This window comes from Streptomyces sp. NPDC001787 (assembly GCF_040297465.1).
Classification (GTDB): Bacteria; Actinomycetota; Actinomycetes; order Streptomycetales; family Streptomycetaceae; genus Streptomyces.
The window spans coordinates 20525-39322 of record NZ_JBEOZE010000037.1 but is presented as its reverse complement, the minus strand read 5'-3'; the positions used below and the strand labels follow the sequence as shown (position 1 = coordinate 39322).

18 protein-coding genes are annotated in these 18798 nt (G+C 71.0%); 11 read left to right on the top strand and 7 right to left on the bottom strand.

Annotated elements, in window-relative coordinates; all coding sequences use genetic code 11:
* Window positions 1–76 precede the first annotated feature (76 nt).
* The 6 genes from ABT170_RS34570 to ABT170_RS34545 all read left to right on the top strand — a co-directional run bounded on the left by ABT170_RS34570 (window position 77) and on the right by ABT170_RS34545 (window position 4982).
* Entirely contained in the window at window positions 77–1906 is a 1830-nt protein-coding gene (locus tag ABT170_RS34570) for a phosphatidylglycerol lysyltransferase domain-containing protein (RefSeq protein ID WP_329942979.1), read from the top strand.
* Between the two features lie 30 nt (window positions 1907–1936).
* Entirely contained in the window at window positions 1937–2797 is an 861-nt protein-coding gene (folP, locus tag ABT170_RS34565; RefSeq protein WP_502970607.1) for a dihydropteroate synthase, read from the top strand.
* On the top strand, window positions 2794–3267 hold the full coding sequence (locus ABT170_RS34560) for a nuclear transport factor 2 family protein (protein ID WP_329942978.1): 474 nt from the start codon (window positions 2794–2796) through the stop codon (window positions 3265–3267). The genes folP and ABT170_RS34560 overlap by 4 nt, the downstream gene beginning before the upstream one ends.
* Before the next feature lie 191 nt (window positions 3268–3458).
* Entirely contained in the window at window positions 3459–3818 is a 360-nt protein-coding gene (gene folB, locus ABT170_RS34555; protein WP_329942977.1) for a dihydroneopterin aldolase, read from the top strand.
* Window positions 3815–4426 (top strand): 2-amino-4-hydroxy-6-hydroxymethyldihydropteridine diphosphokinase, encoded by a 612-nt coding sequence (folK, locus tag ABT170_RS34550; RefSeq protein WP_329942976.1) that lies wholly within the window; start codon window positions 3815–3817, stop codon window positions 4424–4426. The genes folB and folK overlap by 4 nt, the downstream gene beginning before the upstream one ends.
* A 73-nt stretch (window positions 4427–4499) precedes the next feature.
* Entirely contained in the window at window positions 4500–4982 is a 483-nt protein-coding gene (locus tag ABT170_RS34545; protein ID WP_329942975.1) for a DUF3180 domain-containing protein, read from the top strand.
* A gap of 61 nt (window positions 4983–5043) precedes the next feature.
* On the opposite strand, the gene folE is transcribed toward ABT170_RS34545, so the two are convergent.
* From folE to dacB, 6 genes are all read right to left on the bottom strand, one after another.
* Window positions 5044–5649, bottom strand: coding sequence for a GTP cyclohydrolase I FolE (folE, locus tag ABT170_RS34540; protein WP_329942974.1), 606 nt, complete (start codon window positions 5647–5649; stop codon window positions 5044–5046).
* Between the two features lie 161 nt (window positions 5650–5810).
* On the bottom strand, window positions 5811–7868 hold the full coding sequence (ftsH, locus tag ABT170_RS34535; RefSeq protein ID WP_329942973.1) for an ATP-dependent zinc metalloprotease FtsH: 2058 nt from the start codon (window positions 7866–7868) through the stop codon (window positions 5811–5813).
* A gap of 221 nt (window positions 7869–8089) precedes the next feature.
* Complete coding sequence (gene hpt / locus ABT170_RS34530; RefSeq protein ID WP_073719669.1) at window positions 8090–8629, bottom strand: hypoxanthine phosphoribosyltransferase; 540 nt, start codon at window positions 8627–8629, stop codon at window positions 8090–8092.
* Window positions 8630–8728: 99 nt separating this feature from the next.
* The gene (gene tilS / locus ABT170_RS34525) at window positions 8729–9838 is read right to left on the bottom strand and encodes a tRNA lysidine(34) synthetase TilS (protein ID WP_351874150.1); all 1110 of its coding nucleotides are present in this window, start codon (window positions 9836–9838) and stop codon (window positions 8729–8731) included.
* A 184-nt stretch (window positions 9839–10022) separates the two neighbouring features.
* The gene (locus tag ABT170_RS34520) at window positions 10023–11159 is read right to left on the bottom strand and encodes an Rv3626c family coenzyme F420 biosynthesis-associated protein (protein ID WP_329942971.1); all 1137 of its coding nucleotides are present in this window, start codon (window positions 11157–11159) and stop codon (window positions 10023–10025) included.
* Between the two features lie 49 nt (window positions 11160–11208).
* A complete protein-coding gene (gene dacB, locus ABT170_RS34515) occupies window positions 11209–12726 on the bottom strand; it encodes a D-alanyl-D-alanine carboxypeptidase/D-alanyl-D-alanine endopeptidase (protein ID WP_351874146.1) in 1518 nt (505 codons plus the stop codon).
* Between the two features lie 86 nt (window positions 12727–12812).
* On the opposite strand from dacB, the gene ABT170_RS34510 reads away from it, so the two are divergent.
* On the top strand, window positions 12813–13307 hold the full coding sequence (locus ABT170_RS34510; RefSeq protein ID WP_003968257.1) for an inorganic diphosphatase: 495 nt from the start codon (window positions 12813–12815) through the stop codon (window positions 13305–13307).
* A gap of 203 nt (window positions 13308–13510) precedes the next feature.
* Window positions 13511–15241, top strand: a complete 1731-nt coding sequence (locus ABT170_RS34505; protein ID WP_329942969.1) for a threonine/serine exporter family protein — start codon at window positions 13511–13513, stop codon at window positions 15239–15241.
* 138 nt (window positions 15242–15379) lie between these two features.
* Here the strand turns inward: ABT170_RS34505 and ABT170_RS34500 are convergent, their stop codons facing one another.
* On the bottom strand, window positions 15380–16096 hold the full coding sequence (locus tag ABT170_RS34500; RefSeq protein WP_329942968.1) for a DedA family protein: 717 nt from the start codon (window positions 16094–16096) through the stop codon (window positions 15380–15382).
* 145 nt (window positions 16097–16241) lie between these two features.
* On the opposite strand from ABT170_RS34500, the gene ABT170_RS34495 reads away from it, so the two are divergent.
* The 3 genes from ABT170_RS34495 to wrbA all read left to right on the top strand — a co-directional run bounded on the left by ABT170_RS34495 (window position 16242) and on the right by wrbA (window position 18794).
* The gene (locus ABT170_RS34495) at window positions 16242–16607 is read left to right on the top strand and encodes a YbjQ family protein (RefSeq protein WP_266922612.1); all 366 of its coding nucleotides are present in this window, start codon (window positions 16242–16244) and stop codon (window positions 16605–16607) included.
* A gap of 71 nt (window positions 16608–16678) precedes the next feature.
* Window positions 16679–17974: an ion channel protein gene (locus ABT170_RS34490; protein WP_351874141.1), complete on the top strand. Its 1296-nt coding sequence runs from the start codon at window positions 16679–16681 to the stop codon at window positions 17972–17974.
* 193 nt (window positions 17975–18167) lie between these two features.
* Window positions 18168–18794 carry an NAD(P)H:quinone oxidoreductase gene (gene wrbA / locus ABT170_RS34485; protein WP_329942966.1) on the top strand — a complete coding sequence of 209 codons (627 nt, stop codon included), beginning with the start codon at window positions 18168–18170 and terminating at the stop codon, window positions 18792–18794.
* Window positions 18795–18798 lie beyond the last annotated feature (4 nt).

Sequence of the window (18798 nt, the reverse complement as noted above, 5' to 3'; positions counted from 1 at the left end):
GTCCTAGAGGGCGCACATCGTCCGTAGGGGCTTCGGCCGACGGACCTAACAATCTCTCGCGGAGCCACGGGAAGCGATGTCTGTCACGCTAGATGGGGATAAATCAGGGTCGGTTCCGCCACGTGTACGCAAGTTCGTACGCGGGCCGCGCCCCGAATCCATACCTGCCCTGGTCGGCAGCGCCTGCGCCGTCGTCGGTCTGATCGATGTCGCCGCGGGTATCTTCCCCCGATTCCGGCACAGCCGGATGCACACCGTCGCCGAGGTGCTCCCCGGCGCCCTCGGCCCGTTCGCCGCGGCGCTCTCGCTGAGCGCGGGCCTGCTGCTGCTCCTGCTGGCGCACGGACTGAAGCGGCACAAGCGCAGGGCCTGGCGGGCCGCCGTGGTGCTGCTCCCGGCGGGGGCCGCCGCACAGTTCGCGTACCGTCACTCGGTCGTCGGCGTCCTCGTCTCCCTGACGCTGTGCTACCTGCTGGTGCGCCACCGGAGTGAATTCCGCGCGCTTCCCGACCCGCGGAGCCGTTGGAGGGCACTGGCCAACTTCGTGCTGCTCGGCGCGGGTTCGCTCGTGCTCGGGCTGGTCATCGTCAGCGTCCACCCCGGCCGGGTCGTCGGGAACCCGTCCATCGCCGACCGCCTCCAGCACGTGATGTACGGACTGTTCGGCTTCGAGGGTCCCGTCGACTACGCCGGGCGGACCTCCTGGACCGTGGCGTACTCGCTCGGCGCCCTCGGCCTGCTGACCGCCGTCACCACCGTGTACCTCGCCTTCCGCCCCGAACACCCGGCCGCCCGTCTCACCGAGGACGACGAGGCGCGGCTGCGGGCGCTGCTGGAGCGGCACGGCGGCCGCGACTCGCTCGGCCACTTCGCGCTCCGCCGCGACAAGGGCGTCGTCTTCTCCCCCAGCGGCAAGGCCGCCGTCTGCTACCGGGTGGTGTCCGGGGTGATGCTGGCCAGCGGCGACCCGATCGGCGATGTGGAGGCCTGGCCCGGCGCCATCGAGCGCTTCATGGACGAGGCGAAGGCCCACTCCTGGACCCCCGCCGTGATGGGGTGCAGCGAGACCGGCGGCGAGGTCTGGACCCGCGAGACCGGGCTCTGCGCCCTGGAGCTGGGTGACGAGGCGGTGGTGGACGTCGCGGATTTCTCCCTCGCCGGGCGGGCCATGCGGAACGTGCGCCAGATGGTCAAGCGCATCGAACGTAACGGTTACGAGACCCGGGTCCGGCGCGTACGGGACATCGGCGACACCGAACTGGAACGCATCCGGGCTGCCGCCGCCGACTGGCGCGGCACCGACACCGAGCGCGGCTTCTCCATGGCGCTCGGCCGGATCGGCGACCCCGGCGACGGCGACTGTGTCATCGCCACCGCCCACCTCGCCGGCTCCGGCCCCGAGGAGTCCCCGTACGGGGACCTGAAGGCCGTGCTCCACTTCGTGCCCTGGGGGCGCGACGGCATGTCCCTCGAACTGATGCGCCGCGACCGCTCCGCCGACCCCGGCATGAACGAGCTGCTGATCGTCGCCTCCCTCCAGGCCGCCCCCAGGCTGGGCGTCACCCGGGTGTCGCTGAACTTCGCGATGTTCCGCTCGGCACTCGCCCGGGGCGAGCGGCTGGGAGCGGGACCGGTGCTGCGCTGCTGGCGCGGGCTGCTGATCTTCCTCTCGCGGTGGTTCCAGATCGAGTCGCTGTACAAGTTCAACGCCAAGTTCCGGCCGCGCTGGGAACCCCGCTTCGTCGTCTACCGCACCGGCCGTGACCTGCCCCGCATCGGCTTCGCGGCGATGCAGGCCGAGGGCTTCGTGAACCTCTCGCTGCCCCGGCCGTTCCCGGCCCGTCGCCCCCGCCCGTGCCCTCATCAGGCCCAGCGCGGCCAGGAGCCCGGGGTACGCGCGGCGTAACCGGCCGCCGTACGGGCCTACGCTGGTCGTATGAGTACGTTGCGCGGACGGGGCACGGTGCGAGGCCTGCCGGAGTGGGACCGCTGTGCGGTCATGGGAGTCGTCAATGTGACCCCCGATTCCTTCTCCGACGGGGGCCGCTGGTTCGACACCAGGGCCGCGGTCAAGCACGGCCTCGACCTGGTGGCCGAGGGCGCGGACCTGGTCGATGTCGGCGGTGAGTCGACCCGGCCGGGCGCCAGCCGGGTCGACGAGTCCGAGGAGCTGCGGCGGGTGGTCCCCGTCGTGCGGGGGCTGGCCGCCGAGGGGGTCACCGTCTCCGTGGACACCATGCGGGCCCGCGTCGCCGAACAGGCCGTCGCCGCCGGTGCGGCCCTGGTCAACGATGTCAGCGGCGGCCTCGCCGACCCGGACATGGTCCCGGTCGTCGCCGCCGCCGGTGTGCCGTTCGTCGTCATGCACTGGCGCGGCTTCAGCGAGTCCATGAACAGCCGGGCGGTGTACGAGGACGTCGTCGCCGAAGTCGTCACGGAGCTGCGGGAGCGGATGGACGCCGTGATCGCCGGCGGGGTGGCCCCCGAGCGCCTGGTGATCGACCCCGGGCTCGGCTTCGCCAAGGACGCCTCCCACGACCTCTCGCTCGTCGCGCACCTGGGCGAGCTGCGCGCCCTGGGACGCCCGCTGCTCGTCGCCGCCTCCCGCAAGCGGTTCCTCGGCCATGTCCTGGCCGGGCCGGGCTCCGCCCCGCCGCCGGCCCGTGAGCGCGACGCCGCGACCGCCGCGGTCTCCGCCCTCTCCGCCAGCGCGGGCGCCTGGGCCGTCCGGGTCCACGAGGTCCGGGCCACCGCCGACGCCGTGCGGGTCGCCCGTGCCGTGGAAGGAGCCGCGTGAACGACGACCGGGCACAGGCCGCCGAGGACATCGCGGAGGTCGAGCAGGCCAACACGGCCTTCTACGAGGCGATGGAACGCGGGGACTTCGAGGAGCTCTCCGGCCTCTGGCTGCCGGGCGAGGACCTCACCGTCTCCTGCGTGCACCCGGGCTGGCCGGTGCTGACGGGCCGCGGCGAGGTACTGCGCAGTTACGCGCTGATCATGGCGAACACCGAGTACATCCAGTTCTTCCTCACCGATGTCTCCGTCGCCATGACCGGCGACACCGCGCTGGTCACCTGCACGGAGAACATCCTGAGCGGCGGCCCGGCCGAGGAGGGCAACTCCCTGGGCCCCCTCGTCGGACAGCTCGTCGTCGCCACCAATGTGTTCCGCCGCACGTCCGACGGCTGGAAGCTCTGGTCGCATCACGGCTCTCCCGTGCTGACCGAAACCGGTGAGGAAGAGGACGAGGAGAACGCCTCCTGAGCGGGTACCCGCCAGGTGGGGGTTGGGCTCCGGAGCCACGGGGTAGGGGCCGCTACCAGCCCCGTGAGGTCCTGTCCATAGCCCCCACGGGCGAGCACTGTCGGTGCTCGCAGGTAGATTCGAAGGAAGGCACATCGCCGCCCGCACGCGGTCGTGTGCCTCGACGACCAACGACAGCAGGAGTGATTCGCGTGGATCGTGTCGCGCTGCGCGGCCTCAAGGCCCGTGGGCACCATGGCGTCTTTCCCCGGGAACGGGAAGAGGGCCAGACCTTCATCGTGGATCTGGTGCTCGGCCTCGACACCCGCCCCGCCGCGGCGGCCGACGACCTGTCGCGCACCGTGCACTACGGCGTGGTCGCGGAAGAGGTCGTCGACGTCGTCCAGGGCGAACCGGTCGATCTGATCGAGACGCTCGCCGAGCGCATCGCCCAGCAGTGCCTCAGGCACGAGGGAGTCCAGGAAGTGGAGGTGATCGTGCACAAGCCGGACGCCCCGATCACCGTCCCCTTCGACGACGTCACCATCACCATCACCCGGAGCCGAGCATGACTGCGTTTTCCACCGAGGGGCAGAGCGACCCGACCGTACAGCCGGTCCCCGCCGCCGTGGTCGAGCAGGTGGACGCCGCGGACATCACCCTCTCCAACCCCAAGCGGGCGGTGCTCTCGCTCGGCTCCAATCTGGGCAACCGCCTGGAGACCCTCCAGGGCGCCATCGACGCGCTGGAGGACACCCCCGGCCTCCGGGTCAAAGCGGTCTCCCCGGTCTACGAGACGGAGCCCTGGGGCGTCGAGCCCGGCTCCCAGCCCTCGTACTTCAACGCGGTGGTCGTTGTGAGGACGACGCTGCCCCCGTCCTCCCTGCTGGAGCGCGGTCAGGCCATCGAGGAGGCCTTCGACCGGGTCCGCGACGAGCGCTGGGCACCGCGCACGATCGACGTCGACATCGTGTCGTACGCCGATGTGGTCTCCGACGATCCGACGCTCACGCTCCCCCACCCCCGCGCCCACGAGCGGGCCTTCGTGCTCGCCCCGTGGCACGACGTGGACCCCGGGGCACAGCTGCCCGGGACCGGAGCGGTCGCCGACCTGCTGGCCGGGGTGGGACGCGAGGGCGTACTGCCCCGCGGCGATCTGGAACTCCGGCTGCCCGAGTAGTCGTTAGGCTCGAAGGACACGGGCCGCCCGGAGGCGGCCGGACCGGCAACGGCGGCGAAGGGCGGCTCACGCGGTGAAGCAACTACGGCTCAGGGTGCTGGCGGGCCTCTTCGCCGCCGCCGGGGTGCTGTCCTGGGGCGTGGCCAGGCTCTGGGACTCGCTGGACAGCCTGCCGAGCGTGCCGCTGGCCGCCCCGGTCGTGCTCGCGGTGATCGCGGTGGTCCTGCTCGCCACGGCGATCTCCATCCGCGCCCGGCTGCGCGCCCAGCGCGAGCGCCGGCCGGGAGCGAAGGGCGTCGAGCCGCTGATGGCCGCCCGCGCGGTCGTCTTCGGCCAGGCGAGCGCGCTGGTCGCCGCTCTGGTCGCCGGGATGTACGGCGGCGTGGGTGTCCATCTGCTCGGCTCCCTCGACATCCCGCCCCGTCGCGACCAGGCCATCTACGCGGGCCTCGCGGTGGTGGCGGGTATCGCCGTCATCGCGGCCGCGATGTTCCTGGAGCGGGTCTGCCGCCTCCCCGAGGACCACGACGACGACAAGAGCACGGCCGCCGCGTGAGCGGCCCCCGTGCCCCTGTCCCCTTCGCCGCTGAACCGCCCCGGGCCGCAGCCGTACGGCGTCAGCGCGCCATGATGAGGCTCATCGCCTCGGCCCGCGTCGCGGGATCGCGGAGCTGACCGCGTACCGCCGAGGTGATCGTCTTCGCGCCGGGCTTGCGGATGCCCCGCATCGACATGCACATGTGCTCGCACTCGACGACGACGATCACACCGCGCGGCTCCAGTATCTGCATCAGCGACTCGGCGATCTGCGTGGTGAGGCGCTCCTGCACCTGCGGGCGGCGGGCGTAGACGTCGACCAGCCGCGCCAGCTTCGACAGACCGGTGATCTTCCCGGTGGTCGCCGGGATGTAGCCGACGTGCGCGACACCGCGGAACGGCACCAGGTGGTGTTCACATGTGCTGAACACCTCGATGTCCTTCACCAGCACCATCTCGTCATGGCCCAGGTCGAACGTGGTCGTGAGAACGTCCTCGGGCTCCTGGTACAGGCCCGCGAATATCTCCTTGTACGCACGTGCCACCCGCCCCGGCGTCTCCCGCAGGCCCTCACGGTCCGGGTCCTCGCCGACCGCGATGAGCAGCTCGCGTACCGCCGCCTCGGCCCGCTTCTCGTCGAACTCGCCGATCGAACCCTCGCCGTCCAGCGTCACCGGGTCGGTCATCTGTGCCTCGTTCCTCTGTGCTGTCACAAGCGCGGGCTGCGCAAACCCCGCAGGCATACGGAAAAGCCGCGCCCCCACAGGCTAAAACCTGGGGGGCGCGGCATCCATTCCGGGCCCGGCGGGACCTCCATGACAGGGGTCACACCGGAGTCGGCGCGGGGCTAACTCTCCGGACGCTCCTCCGGAATCGCCTCGGTGGACGGGGCGATGTCCTTCGTCAGGTCCTTCGGGGCGATCTCCGCCGGAGCCGCCGAACCATTGGCGGTGGAGGCGCCATTGGTGAGGGCCAGCTCCTTGGGCGAGAGCACCGGCGGACGCGTCGACGGGGTGCGCCGGGCGGAGCCGGTCCACGCCGGGCGGGCCGGGCGCTTCACGATCGGGGCGAAGATCTCGGCGATCTGCTCCTTGCCGAGCGTCTCCTTCTCCAGGAGTTCGAGGACGAGGGCGTCGAGAATGTCGCGGTTCTCGACGAGGATCTCCCAGGCCTCGTTGTGCGCGGTCTCGATGAGCTTCTTGACCTCTTCGTCGACGAGCGCCGCGACCTCTTCCGAGTAGTCGCGCTGGTGCCCCAGCTCCCGGCCCAGGAAGGGCTCGGTGTTGTCGCCGCCGAACTTGATCGCGCCGAGCCGCTCCGTCATGCCGTACTGCGTGACCATCGCGCGGGCCGTGGCACTGGCCTTCTCGATGTCGTTCGCCGCGCCGGTGGTCGGGTCGTGGAAGACCAGCTCCTCGGCCGCGCGCCCGCCCAGCATGTAAGCCAGCTGGTCGAGCATCTCGTTGCGCGTCGTGGAGTACTTGTCCTCCTCCGGGAGCACCATCGTGTATCCGAGGGCGCGACCGCGGGAGAGGATCGTGATCTTGTGGACCGGGTCCGACTGGGGAGAAGCCGCCGCGACCAGGGCGTGGCCGCCCTCGTGGTACGCGGTGATCTTCTTTTCCTTCTCGGACATGATCCGGGTCCGCTTCTGCGGGCCCGCCACGACGCGGTCGATGGCCTCGTCGAGCATGCTGTTGTCGATCAGTGTCTTGTTGCTGCGCGCCGTGAGGAGCGCGGCCTCGTTGAGCACGTTCGACAGGTCGGCACCGGTGAAGCCGGGTGTACGGCGGGCGACGGCGCCGAGATCGACGTCCTTCGCGACCGGCTTGCCCTTCTGGTGCACCTTGAGGATTTCGAGGCGGCCCAGCATGTCCGGGCGGTCGACCGCGATCTGCCGGTCGAAACGTCCCGGGCGCAGCAGTGCCGGGTCGAGGATGTCCGGGCGGTTCGTGGCGGCGATCAGGATGACGCCGCCCTTCACGTCGAAGCCGTCCATCTCGACGAGCAGCTGGTTGAGGGTCTGCTCGCGCTCGTCGTGACCGCCGCCCATACCGGCACCGCGGTGCCGGCCGACAGCGTCGATCTCGTCGACGAAGACGATCGCCGGGGCGTTCGCCTTGGCCTGCTCGAAGAGGTCACGGACCCGGGAGGCACCGACACCGACGAACATCTCGACGAAGTCGGAACCGGAGATCGAGTAGAACGGCACGCCCGCCTCACCCGCGACAGCGCGGGCGAGCAGCGTCTTGCCCGTACCGGGCGGCCCGTACAGCAGGACGCCCTTGGGGATCTTGGCGCCGACGGCCTGGAACTTCGCCGGCTCCTGGAGGAACTCCTTGATCTCGTGGAGCTCTTCGACAGCCTCGTCGGACCCCGCCACATCGGCGAACGTCGTCTTGGGGGTGTCCTTGGTGATCAGCTTGGCCTTGGACTTGCCGAACTGCATGACCTTGGATCCGCCGCCCTGCATCTGATTCATCAGAAACAGGAAGACGACCACGATCAGGACGAAGGGCAGCAGCGAGAGGAGGATCGAGACGAACGGGGACTGCTTCGACGGCGAGACGGTGTAACCCTTCTCGATGTCACCGCTCTCGAACTTCTTCTGCAGTGTGTCGGCGAGCTCGACACCCTGGTTGCCGATGTAGCTCGCCTGGAACTTGCTGCCGGACTCGCCGTCGAGCTTCTGGCCGTCCTTCAGCTCAATCTTGAGATTCTGTTCGTCACCGGTGGTCAGCTTGGCCTGCTCCACCTGGTCCTTGCTGATCGCCTGGATCACCTTGCCGGTGTCCACCGTCTTATAGCCGCCAGACGAGCCGACGACCTGCATCAACACGACCACGGCGAGGACGGCCAGCACGATCCACATGACCGGCCCACGGAAGTATCGCTTCACGTCCATCCATACGGAGCGAAGTCGCCCCGTCCCTCCTGCCCGTAGGTAAATGCTGCTGTGAGATAAAGACTGTTCTTCGGACGGTACCCCAGCATTGTCGCCTGCGACGGCCTGGGACGTCCGGGAATCCCGCTTTCGAAGCCTTCAACGGCGGGAAAACAGTGAGGGTTCCCCAGAGTCCGCCCGGCTTCGGGGACGGTTCGGGGTGGTTCGGACCCTTCGGGGCGTCAGCCGCCGTAGACGTGCGGGGCGAGTGTGCCGACGAAGGGAAGGTTGCGGTACTTCTCCGCGTAGTCCAGCCCGTAGCCCACGACGAACTCGTTGGGGATGTCGAAGCCGATCCACTTCACGTCGATCGCGACCTTCGCGGCGTCCGGCTTGCGCAGCAGGGTGCACACCTCCAGCGTGGCCGGCTCCCGGGAGCCCAGGTTGGACAGCAGCCAGGACAGGGTCAGACCGGAGTCGATGATGTCCTCGACGATCAGGACGTGCTTGCCCTTGATGTCGGTGTCCAGGTCCTTGAGGATCCGGACGACGCCGGAGGACTGGGTCCCCGCGCCGTACGAGGAGACGGCCATCCAGTCCATCGTGACGGGGGTGGACAGCGCGCGCGCCAGGTCCGCCATGACCATCACCGCGCCCTTGAGGACACCGACGATGAGCAGGTCCTTGCCCGCGTACTCCGCGTCGATCTTCGCGGCCAGCTCGACGAGCTTCGCGTCGATCTCTTCCTTGGTGAGGAGCACCGACTGAAGGTCGGTACCCATGTCCTTCTCGTTCACCCGCGTCTCTTTCTTCGCCCGTCGGACCCGGGGCTGCCCCCGGGCCCGGCCGGCTGTTTCGCCTGCATTTCAGCCGCTTGCGCTTCAGCTCTGCCGAATCACCAGTCTGCCACCCTGCCGCCGGGCTTCGACGCGGCCCGGCAGGTTGAGGGCCCGCTGGCCGCGCCAGCCGGTGATCAGGCGGTCGACTTCCTCGATGTGCCGGGCGAAGAGCGATCCGGCCGGCGCACCGGCGTCGATCACGGCCCGGCGCAGCACCCGGCGGCGTACCGCGGGCGGCAGGACGTAGAGCTTGGCGCACTCCAGCCGGCCGTCGTCGTCGCGCACGGAGGCCTCGGCCTCGGCGGCCCAGGTGTCGAGGGCGTCGGCATCGTCGCGGGAGAGCTGGGCCGTACGGGCGAGTGCCTCGACGACTCCTTTGCCGAGGGCCTTCTCCAGGGCGGGCAGGCCCTCGTGGCGGAGCCGGGAGCGGGTGTAGGCGGGGTCGATGTTGTGCGGGTCGTCCCAGACGGGGAGCGACTGGACCAGACAGGCCTTGCGGGCGGTCTGCCGGTCGAGCTGGAGGAAGGGGCGGCGGTAGCGGTCGGCCGGTCCGGACGCGGCGGCCATGCCGGAGAGCGAGCGGATGCCGGAGCCGCGGGCGAGGCCGAGCAGAACCGTCTCCGCCTGGTCGTCGCGGGTGTGGCCGAGCAGGACGGCGGCGGCGCCGTGGCGCTCGGCGGCGGCGTCCAGCGCGGCGTAGCGGGCGTCGCGGGCGGCCGCCTCGGGTCCGCCGTCGCGCCCGACGTCCACGGCGACGGACTCGACGGGGTCGAGATCCATGGCGGTGAGCCGGGCGACGACCTCTGCGGCGCGCAGGCCCGATCCTGCCTGGAGGTTGTGGTCGACGGTGATGCCGCCGGCCCGGACGGCGAGCTTGCGGGACTCGAAGGCGAGGGCGGAGGCGAGCGCCATGGAATCGGCGCCGCCGGAGCACGCGACGAGCACGAGGGGGGTGGCGGGCCGTTCGGGGAGTGCGGTGCGGGCGGCGCCCGCGCCGGCGCGGGCGAACCGGATGTGCTCGGCGCGCGGGGAGTGCTGCGCCTGTTCCGGATGCCGGTCGTGGTCGAAGTGCCGGCTGTAGTCGGTGAGTACGTCGTGAAGTACGCGGCGGACCGCCAGGCGTATCGCCGCGACCGCAGGATGGGGACCCATGTCCGGTGCCCTTCATGAAGTTCGGGGTGCGTCGGGTGCCGGAACAGGTGTGTCCCGTCACTCAGAGTGCGTCGATGGTGACAGAGCAAAGCTGTTCATCGAGCATTGCACGCCTACCCATGCCCTTATGGTCCCTCGGATGGGTGATTGGAGGGGCATTCTCCGGCCGTCGGGCCGGGTCGGCTCATGACTCTGCCTTACGGTGCACCCGCGCGACCCAGTCCGCCGGGCTGGCGATCTCCGCCTTGGTCGGCAGGGTGTTCGGCGAGGTCCAGACCCGGTTGAAGCCGTCCATGCCGACCTCGTCGACCACGGTCCGGACGAACTTCTCACCGTCGCGGTACTGCCGCAGCTTGGCGTCCAGGCCCAGGAGCTTGCGCAGCGCCAGGTCGAGACGGCTCGCCCCGCGCGCCCTGCGCTGCTGGAACTTCTCCCGGATCTCGCCGACGGAGGCGACCACGTCGGGGCCGACGCCGTCCATCACGAAGTCCGCGTGCCCTTCGAGCAGCGACATCACGGCGGTGAGACGGCCGAGGATCTCGCGCTGACCGGGCGTCTGGACGACCTCGACCAGGCTGCGCCCGCCGTCCTCGCCCCGCTCGCCCTCGGGGCGGCTGCCGCCGGAAAGGGACTGCGCGGCCTCGCGCAGCCGCTCCAGGACGGTCACCGGGTCGACGTCGGTCTCGTCGAGGAAGGACTGGATCTCGCCCTGGAGGTGGTCACGGAGCCAGGGCACCCCGGTGAACTGGGTGCGGTGGGTCTCCTCGTGGAGGGCCACCCAGAGCCTGAAGTCGTGCGGGTCGACGTCGAGTTCGCGCTCGACGTGGACGATGTTGGGGGCGACGAGCAGCAGCCGGCCGCCGCCGTTGGCGGAGCCGGGCAGCTCACGGGTGGCGGGGGCGAACGTCTCGTACTGGCCGAGGATCCGGGAGGCCAGGAACGACAGCAGCATGCCCAGTTCGACGCCGGTGACCTTGCCGCCGACCGCGCCGAGCACGGCGCCGCCCGCCCCGCCGCCGCGGCGGTCCTGCATCTTCTCCAGGAGCGGGCGGAGCAGTTCCCGGAAGCCCGCGACGTTGGCGCGGATCCAGCCCGCCCGGTCGACGACCAGGACCGGGGTGTCCTCCGGTTCGGTCCCCTCCGGGATCATCCGGGTGAAGTGACGGACGTGCTCCTCCGAGGCCTTGGCATGCCTGCGGAGCTCCGCGACGACGGCGCGGGCCTCCTCGCGGCTGATGTCGGGGCCCGGCCGGACCAGTCGGGTCGCGGTCGCAACCGCGAGCTTCCAGTCGACCATCTCGGCACCACCGATGCTCGTCATGCGTCAACCGTACGTGAGGGTGTCGCCCGGTGGTGGGGTGTTGCCCCGCTCATCGGGTGTTCCCGGTGAGCGCGGTGGCCAGGGCGTCGAGGGCGGATTCGGCCTCGGCCGCCGACGGGGTGCCGGAGGCGAGGAAGGCGAAGGCCAGGAGCCGGCCCCGGTGGTCGACGACCGTTCCGGCGAGGGCGTTGACGCCCGTGAGGGTGCCGGTCTTGGCGCGGATCAGACCGGTGCCGCCGGAGGTCCTGGTGTAGCGCTCGCCGAGGGTGCCGCTGAAGCCCGCCACCGGGAGGCCGGTGAGCACGGGGCGGAGTTCGGGGTGGTCCGGGTCGGCGGCGCGGGCCAGCAGCGCGGCGAGCGTTCCCGCGGAGACCCGGTCGTCGCGGTCGAGGCCGCTGCCGTCGGCGAGGCGGGCGCCGGTCATCGGCACCTTCAGCTTCTTGAGCTGTGCGGTGACGGCACGCCGGGAGCCCTTGAAGTCGGCCGGTTCGCCCGCCGCGAGCGCGGTCTGCCGGGCGAGCGCCTCCGCGATGTCGTTGTCGCTGTTGGTCAGGGCCCGTTCGACGAGGGCGGACAGCGGGGCGGAGCGGTGGGTGGCGACCGGCTCGGACGTGGCGGGGGCGCGGCCGGCGCGGGGTTCGGCCCCCGTGTCGACGCCGTTGTCGCCGAGATACCCCGCGAAGGCGCGGGCGGCGTCCCCGGCCGGGTCCTCGCTGCGCGGGGCCGGGCCGCGGTCGCTGCGGTCGAGGCGGCCCTCGTCGGCCATCAGGGCGCTGACGGGGGCGATGTTCTCGTTGGGCCCGATGGGGTGCAGGGCGGGCCCGGAGTAGCGGGAGGTGTCGTAGCGCAGGTTCGCCGCGGTGACGCCCTTCGCGCGCAGGGCCCGCGCGGTACCGGCCGCCAGCGAGCGCAGGGCGGCCTTGTCCAGGGTGGGGTCGCCGCCGCCGACGAGGGTCACGGTGCGCAGGTCGGGCGAGGCCCGGACCGTCGTGGTGATGCGGTGGCCGGGGCCGAGGGCGGAGAGCGCGGCGGCAGCCGTGGCGATCTTCACGGTGGAGGCCGGGGTCATCAAGGTGGCGGCCCCGTGCCCGTACAGCTGCTCGCCGGTGGCCGTGTCGATCACCGCGGCGGTGGCGCGGCTGCCGAGCGCGGGCGCGCCGAGCAGCCTGCCGAGGGCGGTGGGGAGACCGGCTGTGTCCTTGGGGGCCTTGGGAGCCTTGGGGACCTCCCGGCCGGCGGTGGTGCCGAGCGCGCTCAGCACGGCGGGCGCGCTGGGGGCGGGGGCCGGTCCGCCGGGCACCGTCCGGCCGTGATGTGCGCCACCTGTACGATCCCGGGCGGCAGCCCACTCCTGCTCGGCCTTACGCTGACCGGAGTCCCAGGGACCGGCGGCGATGACGGCGCCGGCCGCGACGACCAGGCCGAGCAGCGCGGAGCCTGTGACGAGCGGCCAGTTGTCCGACCCGAACGTCTTCTTCGGGTCCCTCAGCTTGTCCTTGAGCGTGTCTTTCAGTCCGCCCCACTTGTTCAACGGCTTGATCGAGGGTCTTTCCACCGGATCGGCCACCGTTGACCAGCCCCTTTCGCGAGCACTCTTCTGCGTGGGGGACACTTAATCACCAGTCGTATGTGTTGATCATGGAGGAGCCACCCGTGGAGTTCGACGTCACCATCGAGATTCCCAAGGGTTCGCGGAACAAGTACGAGGTGGACCACGAGACCGGCCGGATCCGTCTGGACCGTCGCCTCTTCACCTCGACCAGTTACCCCGCCGACTACGGATTCGTCGAGAACACCCTGGGCGAGGACGGCGACCCGCTGGACGCGCTGGTCATCCTGGACGAGCCGACCTTCCCCGGCTGCCTCATCAAGTGCCGCGCCATCGGCATGTTCCGTATGACGGACGAGGCCGGCGGCGACGACAAGCTGCTGTGCGTCCCGGCTTCCGACCCCCGGGTGGAGCACCTGCGCGACATCCACCACGTGTCGGAGTTCGACCGCCTGGAGATCCAGCACTTCTTCGAGGTCTACAAGGACCTGGAGCCCGGCAAGTCCGTCGAGGGCGCCGACTGGGTCGGCCGCGCCGAGGCGGAGGCTGAGATCGAGGCCTCGTACAAGCGTCTTGAGGCCCAGGGCGGCGCGCACTGACGCAGCTCTTCCGGTTCCGTTTGTGAGCCGGTCGGCCGTACGGGAACGGGCGGCACACCCTCGTGGGTGTGCCGCCCGTTTCCTGTTCTCCCGCGCGGTGTGCCCGGTTCGCGCGGGAGCCCGTTCGCGTGCGGGTCCCATGTCCGTGGCCATACTGGGCACAAGTGCCGCCAAGGGTGTGCAACGACGAGGAGCGGGGTCGAGTGGTGGCGGAACAGGGCGGTCCCGAGGACCAGAAGCCCCAGTCCGACGAAGCGCGCAGTGCCTTCTCCGCGCCTGCCGGGACGGGCCGGCCCGCCTCTCCGCCCGAGGACGACCATCCGACGTCGGAGTTCGCCCTGCCGCCCGGTGTGCAGACCGATGCGCCCGGCGGCTCCGGCGCGGGGTCCGGTACCGCCTCCGGTGGCGGTACGGGCAGCGGCTCGGGCGGCGGGTCGAACTCCGACACGCTGAGTTCCGCTTTCGCGCCGCCCCGGACCTACAGCGCCCAGCATTCGCCGCCCGCGTTCACTCCGGCGCAGGGCATTCCGATGATCCGGCTGACCAAGGAAGCCCCCTGGCAGGACCGGATGCGCACGATGCTGCGGATGCCGGTGACCGAGCGCCCGGCCGCCGAGAGCGTGCAGCGGACGGACGACGTGGGCCCCGCCGTGCCGCGCGTGCTCGACCTGACGCTGCGTATCGGGGAACTGCTGCTGGCGGGCGGCGAGGGCGCCGAGGACGTCGAGGCGGCGATGTTCGCGGTGACCCGTTCGTACGGTCTGGACCGGTCCGAGCCCACCGTCACCTTCACCCTGCTGTCCATCTCGCACCAGCCGTCGCTGGTCGACGACCCGGTGACGGCGAGCCGTACCGTACGCCGCCGGGGAACGGACTACACCCGGCTGGCCGCCGTGTTCCGGCTGATCGACGACATCACCACGGAAGAGGCCGATGTCTCGCTGGAGGAGGCCTACCGGCGCCTCGCGGAGATCCGCCGCAACCGGCACCCGTACCCGGGCTGGGTGCTGACCGCCGCCGCCGGGCTGCTCGCCGGTGCGGCCTCGGTCCTGGTCGGCGGTGGCGTGCTGGTCTTCCTCGTGGCGGCGGCCGGCGCGATGCTCGGGGACCGGCTGGCCTGGCTCTGCGCCGGGCGCGGGCTGCCGGAGTTCTACCAGTTCATGGTCGCGGCCATGCCGCCCGCCGCGATGGGCGTCGCGCTGACCCTGACCCACTCCACCGACATCCGTCCGTCCGCGGTGATCACCGGTGGGCTGTTCGCGCTGCTCCCCGGGCGGGCGCTGGTCGCGGGTGTGCAGGACGGCCTGACCGGCTACTACATCACCGCCGCGGCCCGGCTGCTCGAAGTCATGTACTTCTTCATCGGCATCGTCACCGGGGTGCTGCTCATCCTCTATCTGGGGGTGCAGCTGGGGGTCGGGCTGAATCCGGAGGCGCGGTTCGTGCCCAACGACCGGCCGGTGCTGCAGATCCTGGCGTCGATGGCCCTGAGCCTGGCGTTCGCCGTCCTGCTCCAGCAGGAACGTTCCACCGTGCTCATGGTGACGCTCAACGGGGGCGTGGCCTGGATCATCTACGGGGCGATGGCCCGTACCGGTGACATCTCCCCCGTGGCGGCCACGGCGGTGGCCGCCGGACTGGTGGGCCTGTTCGGGCAGTTGTTCTCGCGCTACCGGTACACATCCTCGCTGCCGTTCATCACGGCGGCGATCGGTCCCCTGCTGCCCGGTTCGGCGACCTACTTCGGGCTGCTGGGTGTGGCCCAGGGCGAGCTGGACACGGGGCTGGCCTCGCTGTCGACCGCGGTGGCGACCGCGCTGTCCATCGCGATCGGGGTGAACCTGGGAAGCGAGATCTCCCGGCTGTTCATGCGGGTGCCGGGCACGGTCGAGGGCGCGACCCGCCGCGCGGCCAAGCGGACACGCGGCTTCTGAGCTCCGCTTCCACACCGCGGCGCCCCGCACTCGGAAGGGCGCCGTGCGCGAAACGGCCCCGTACGCGAAGCGGCGCCCCCTCCGGATGCCGGAGGGGGCGCCGTTCGCATGGGTGTCCGGGTGGTGCGGAGGCCCGGCTCAGCGCTTGGCGTGCCGGCCTCGCTGGCCGGAGGAAGGGCTCCCGCCCGTCGGCGGACGGCCGTCGCCGTCACGCTGCTCCCGGGCCGCAGCCTTCTTCGACTTGCTGCGGGCGCGCAGGAACTCGATCACGATCGGCACCACCGAGATCAGCACGATCAGGATGAGGATCAGCTCGATGTGCGCGTGCACGAAGTCGATCTTGCCGAGCAGGGCACCGAGCACCGTGACGCCGACGCCCCAGAGGATGCCGCCGATGATGTTGTACGTGATGAACGAGCGGTAGTTCATCCGGCTGACACCGGCGATGATCGGCGTGAAGGTCCGCACGATGGGCACGAAGCGGGCCAGGACCAGCGACTTCGGTCCGTACTTCTCGAAGAAGTCGTGGGCCTTCTCCACGTTCTCCTGCTTGAAGAGGCGGGAGTCGGGACGCTTGAAGAGGGACGGGCCCACCTTCCGGCCGAAGAGATAGCCGACCTGGTCGCCGATGATCGCCGCCAGCGCCACCAGGGTGCAGACCAGCCAGAGCGGGTATTTCAGATCGCCCGTGGTCACCAGCAGCCCCGTGGTGAACAGCAGGGAGTCGCCGGGCAGGAAGAAACCGATCAGCAGTCCGGACTCGGCGAAGACGATGAGAAGAAGGCCGGGAAGTCCGAAGGTGTTGAGCAGATAGTCCGGGTCCAGCCAGCTCGGGCCGAGCGCAAGCGTATTCAAGGGTCCGGGCTCCAGGATCGTTCGATGGCGGCTGCGTGGCCGCCCCAAGCTATCAACGCCGGAGCTGGGCTTCGGGTTCCAGTGGCGTACGCGAAAATGCGCACCGTACGAACCGGGGCAAAGCTGTCCTCAGGAGGTGCCACTCATGGGCATTGAGGATTACGGCGGCGGCCAGGCGGCCCAGGCGGACGTGCTCGTCGTCACGACGAACGACGTACCCGGTCACCAGGTGACACAGGTGATCGGTGAGGTGTTCGGGCTGACGGTGCGCTCCCGTCACCTCGGCAGCCAGATCGGCGCCGGGCTGAAGTCGATGATCGGCGGCGAGCTGAAGGGGCTGACCAAGACCCTGGTCGAGACCCGCAACCAGGCGATGGAGCGGCTCGTCGATCAGGCGAAGGCGCGCGGCGCCAACGCGGTGCTGATGATGCGCTTCGACGTCACCGAGGCGGCCGATGTGGGCACGGAGGTCTGCGCGTACGGGACGGCGGCGGTGATCAGCAAGACCTAGCGCGAGACGGGGCGGGGCACACGCGCCGCGTTATGAGGGTTATGAGGCTTTTACGCCGTTATGGTGAGCCGGTGGCCCCTGACTCCCCCGCTTCCACGCCCCCCGCACCCGTCTCCCCCGCGCCCACACCCGCCCGGCGGCTGCTGCCGGCCGTGCTGCCCGCGCTGGTCGTGGGCGTGGTCTCCGCCCTCGTCCTGCTCGGCGTGAGCCTGGCCGCGGAGCGCCTCCAGGACGTGCTGTGGGAGACCCTTCCCGACGCGCTCGGCGTCGGCCGGTACTCCTCGCTGTGGATGATCGTGATGCTCACCGCGACCGGCCTCGCCGTCGGACTGGTCGTCCATACCGTGCACGGCCACGGCGGCCCCGATCCCGCCACCACCGGCCTCGTCGACGCCCCCATGAAGCCCGGTGTCGTCCCGGGACTGCTGCTGGTGACCATGCTGGCGCTGGCCGGCGGGGTGAGCCTCGGCCCGGAGAACCCGATCACCGCCGCCAACATCGCGCTCGCCTTCTGGCTCGGCCGCCGCGCCGCGCCCGGCGCGCCGGCCGAACTCTGGGTCTCGCTCGCCGCGGCCGGCACCATCGGCGCCCTGTTCGGCACCCCCGTCGCGGCGGCCCTGATCCTCTCGGAGGCCCTCGCCTCGCGGGGCGACCCGGGCGCGCTCTGGGACCGGCTCTTCGCCCCGCTCGCGGCGGGCGCGGCCGGGGCGCTGACCATGACGCTGATCGACCATCCGAGCTTCGACCTGTCCCTGCCCGGCTACACGCAGCCGAAGTGGGGCGATCTGCTCGCCTCGCTCGTGATCGCCTCGGCGGGAGCGCTGCTCGGACTGGTGGCGGTGTACGCCTTCCCGGTGGCGCACCGAGCGTTCCGGGCCCTGCGGCACCCCGTGCTCGCCCTCACGGCGGGCGGGCTGCTGCTGGGGCTGCTGGGCGCGCTGGGCGGACATCTCACCCTCTTCAAGGGGCTCGAAGAGGTGAAGGAGATCTCCGCCGACCCATCGGGGTGGTCGGCCGGGGAGTTCGCGGTGATGGCCGTGGTGAAGATGGCCGCCCTGACCATCGCCGCGACCTGCGGCTTCCGGGGCGGCCGGATCTTCCCGGCCGTCTTCGCCGGGGTGGCCCTCGGGCTCTGCGCCCATGCGCTGGTCGACGCGGTGCCGCCCGCCGTCGCGGTGTCCTGCGCGGTTCTCGGTGTCCTGCTCGCCATCACCCGGCAGGGCTGGCTGAGCCTGTTCACGGCCGCGGTGCTGGTCAGCGACACGGCCGTACTCCCCCTGCTGTGCGTGGCCACCCTGCCCGCCTGGCTGCTGGTGACCGGGCGCCCCCAGATGCAGCTGCACGAGGACGGCACGCCGCTGAGGTGAGGGGCACGGGGACGCAGGGGCCACGGGCGTGCGGGCCCAGAGGCCGCGCGACGCCCGGCGGTCCGGACGCCCCGGGTGCGGCACCCGACGAGCCATGCGCGACGAATGTCCGTATCGTCCCCTTCGTAGAGCTACGCCTCGCTTCAGTCATGCCCGGGTTTCAGCGCCGGATCGGTTCGACGGAGGTCTCCGCATGTCCACGCCCGTCAATGTCGCCGTCATCTACTACTCCTCCACCGGCACCGTCGCCGCGATCGCCAGGGCCATCGCGCGGGACGCCGAGAAGGCCGGTGCGGAGGTACGGCTGCGCAAGGCCGGGGAACTCGCCCCGCAGGCGGCCATCGACTCCAACCCCGCGTGGGCCGCCAACGCGAAGGCGACCGAGGACATCGCCGAGGTCGCGCCCGACGACATGATCTGGGCGGACGCGGTGATCTTCGGCTCGCCGACCCGGTACGGGAACGTCACCGCCCAGCTCAAGCAGTTCATCGACACGCTCGGCGGCCTGTGGCAGGCGGGCAAGCTCGCCGACAAGGTGTACAGCGGCTTCACCTCCAGCGCCACCGCCCACGGCGGCCAGGAGTCCACGCTGCTCGCGCTCTACAACACCATCCACCACTTCGGCGGAATCCTGGTCGCGCCCGGCTACACCGACCCGACGAAGTTCGTCGACGGAAACCCGTACGGCACCTCGCACGTCGCGGGACAGGGCGACATCCCGGTCGGTGAGCAGACCCTGACCGCCGCCCGCGTCCAGGCGGAGCGGGTCGTGAAGTTCACCCGGGCCATCAAGGCCGGCCTCAGGGCCACCGAGAGCTGAGCAG

Excerpts from the sequence above, each read along its gene's own strand:
- ABT170_RS34520 (WP_329942971.1), bottom strand. The coding sequence starts at position 11,159 with ATGACGAGCATCGGTGGTGCCGAGATGGTCGACTGGAAGCTCGCGGTT.
- ftsH (WP_329942973.1), bottom strand. The coding sequence starts at position 7,868 with ATGGACGTGAAGCGATACTTCCGTGGGCCGGTCATGTGGATCGTGCTG.
- folE (WP_329942974.1), bottom strand. The coding sequence starts at position 5,649 with ATGACCGACCCGGTGACGCTGGACGGCGAGGGTTCGATCGGCGAGTTC.
- ABT170_RS34495 (WP_266922612.1), top strand. The coding sequence starts at position 16,242 with ATGGGCATTGAGGATTACGGCGGCGGCCAGGCGGCCCAGGCGGACGTG.
- wrbA (WP_329942966.1), top strand. The coding sequence starts at position 18,168 with ATGTCCACGCCCGTCAATGTCGCCGTCATCTACTACTCCTCCACCGGC.
- ABT170_RS34570 (WP_329942979.1), top strand. The coding sequence starts at position 77 with ATGTCTGTCACGCTAGATGGGGATAAATCAGGGTCGGTTCCGCCACGT.
- hpt (WP_073719669.1), bottom strand. The coding sequence starts at position 8,629 with ATGGGTACCGACCTTCAGTCGGTGCTCCTCACCAAGGAAGAGATCGAC.
- folK (WP_329942976.1), top strand. The coding sequence starts at position 3,815 with ATGACTGCGTTTTCCACCGAGGGGCAGAGCGACCCGACCGTACAGCCG.
- folP (WP_502970607.1), top strand. The coding sequence starts at position 1,937 with ATGAGTACGTTGCGCGGACGGGGCACGGTGCGAGGCCTGCCGGAGTGG.
- tilS (WP_351874150.1), bottom strand. The coding sequence starts at position 9,838 with ATGGGTCCCCATCCTGCGGTCGCGGCGATACGCCTGGCGGTCCGCCGC.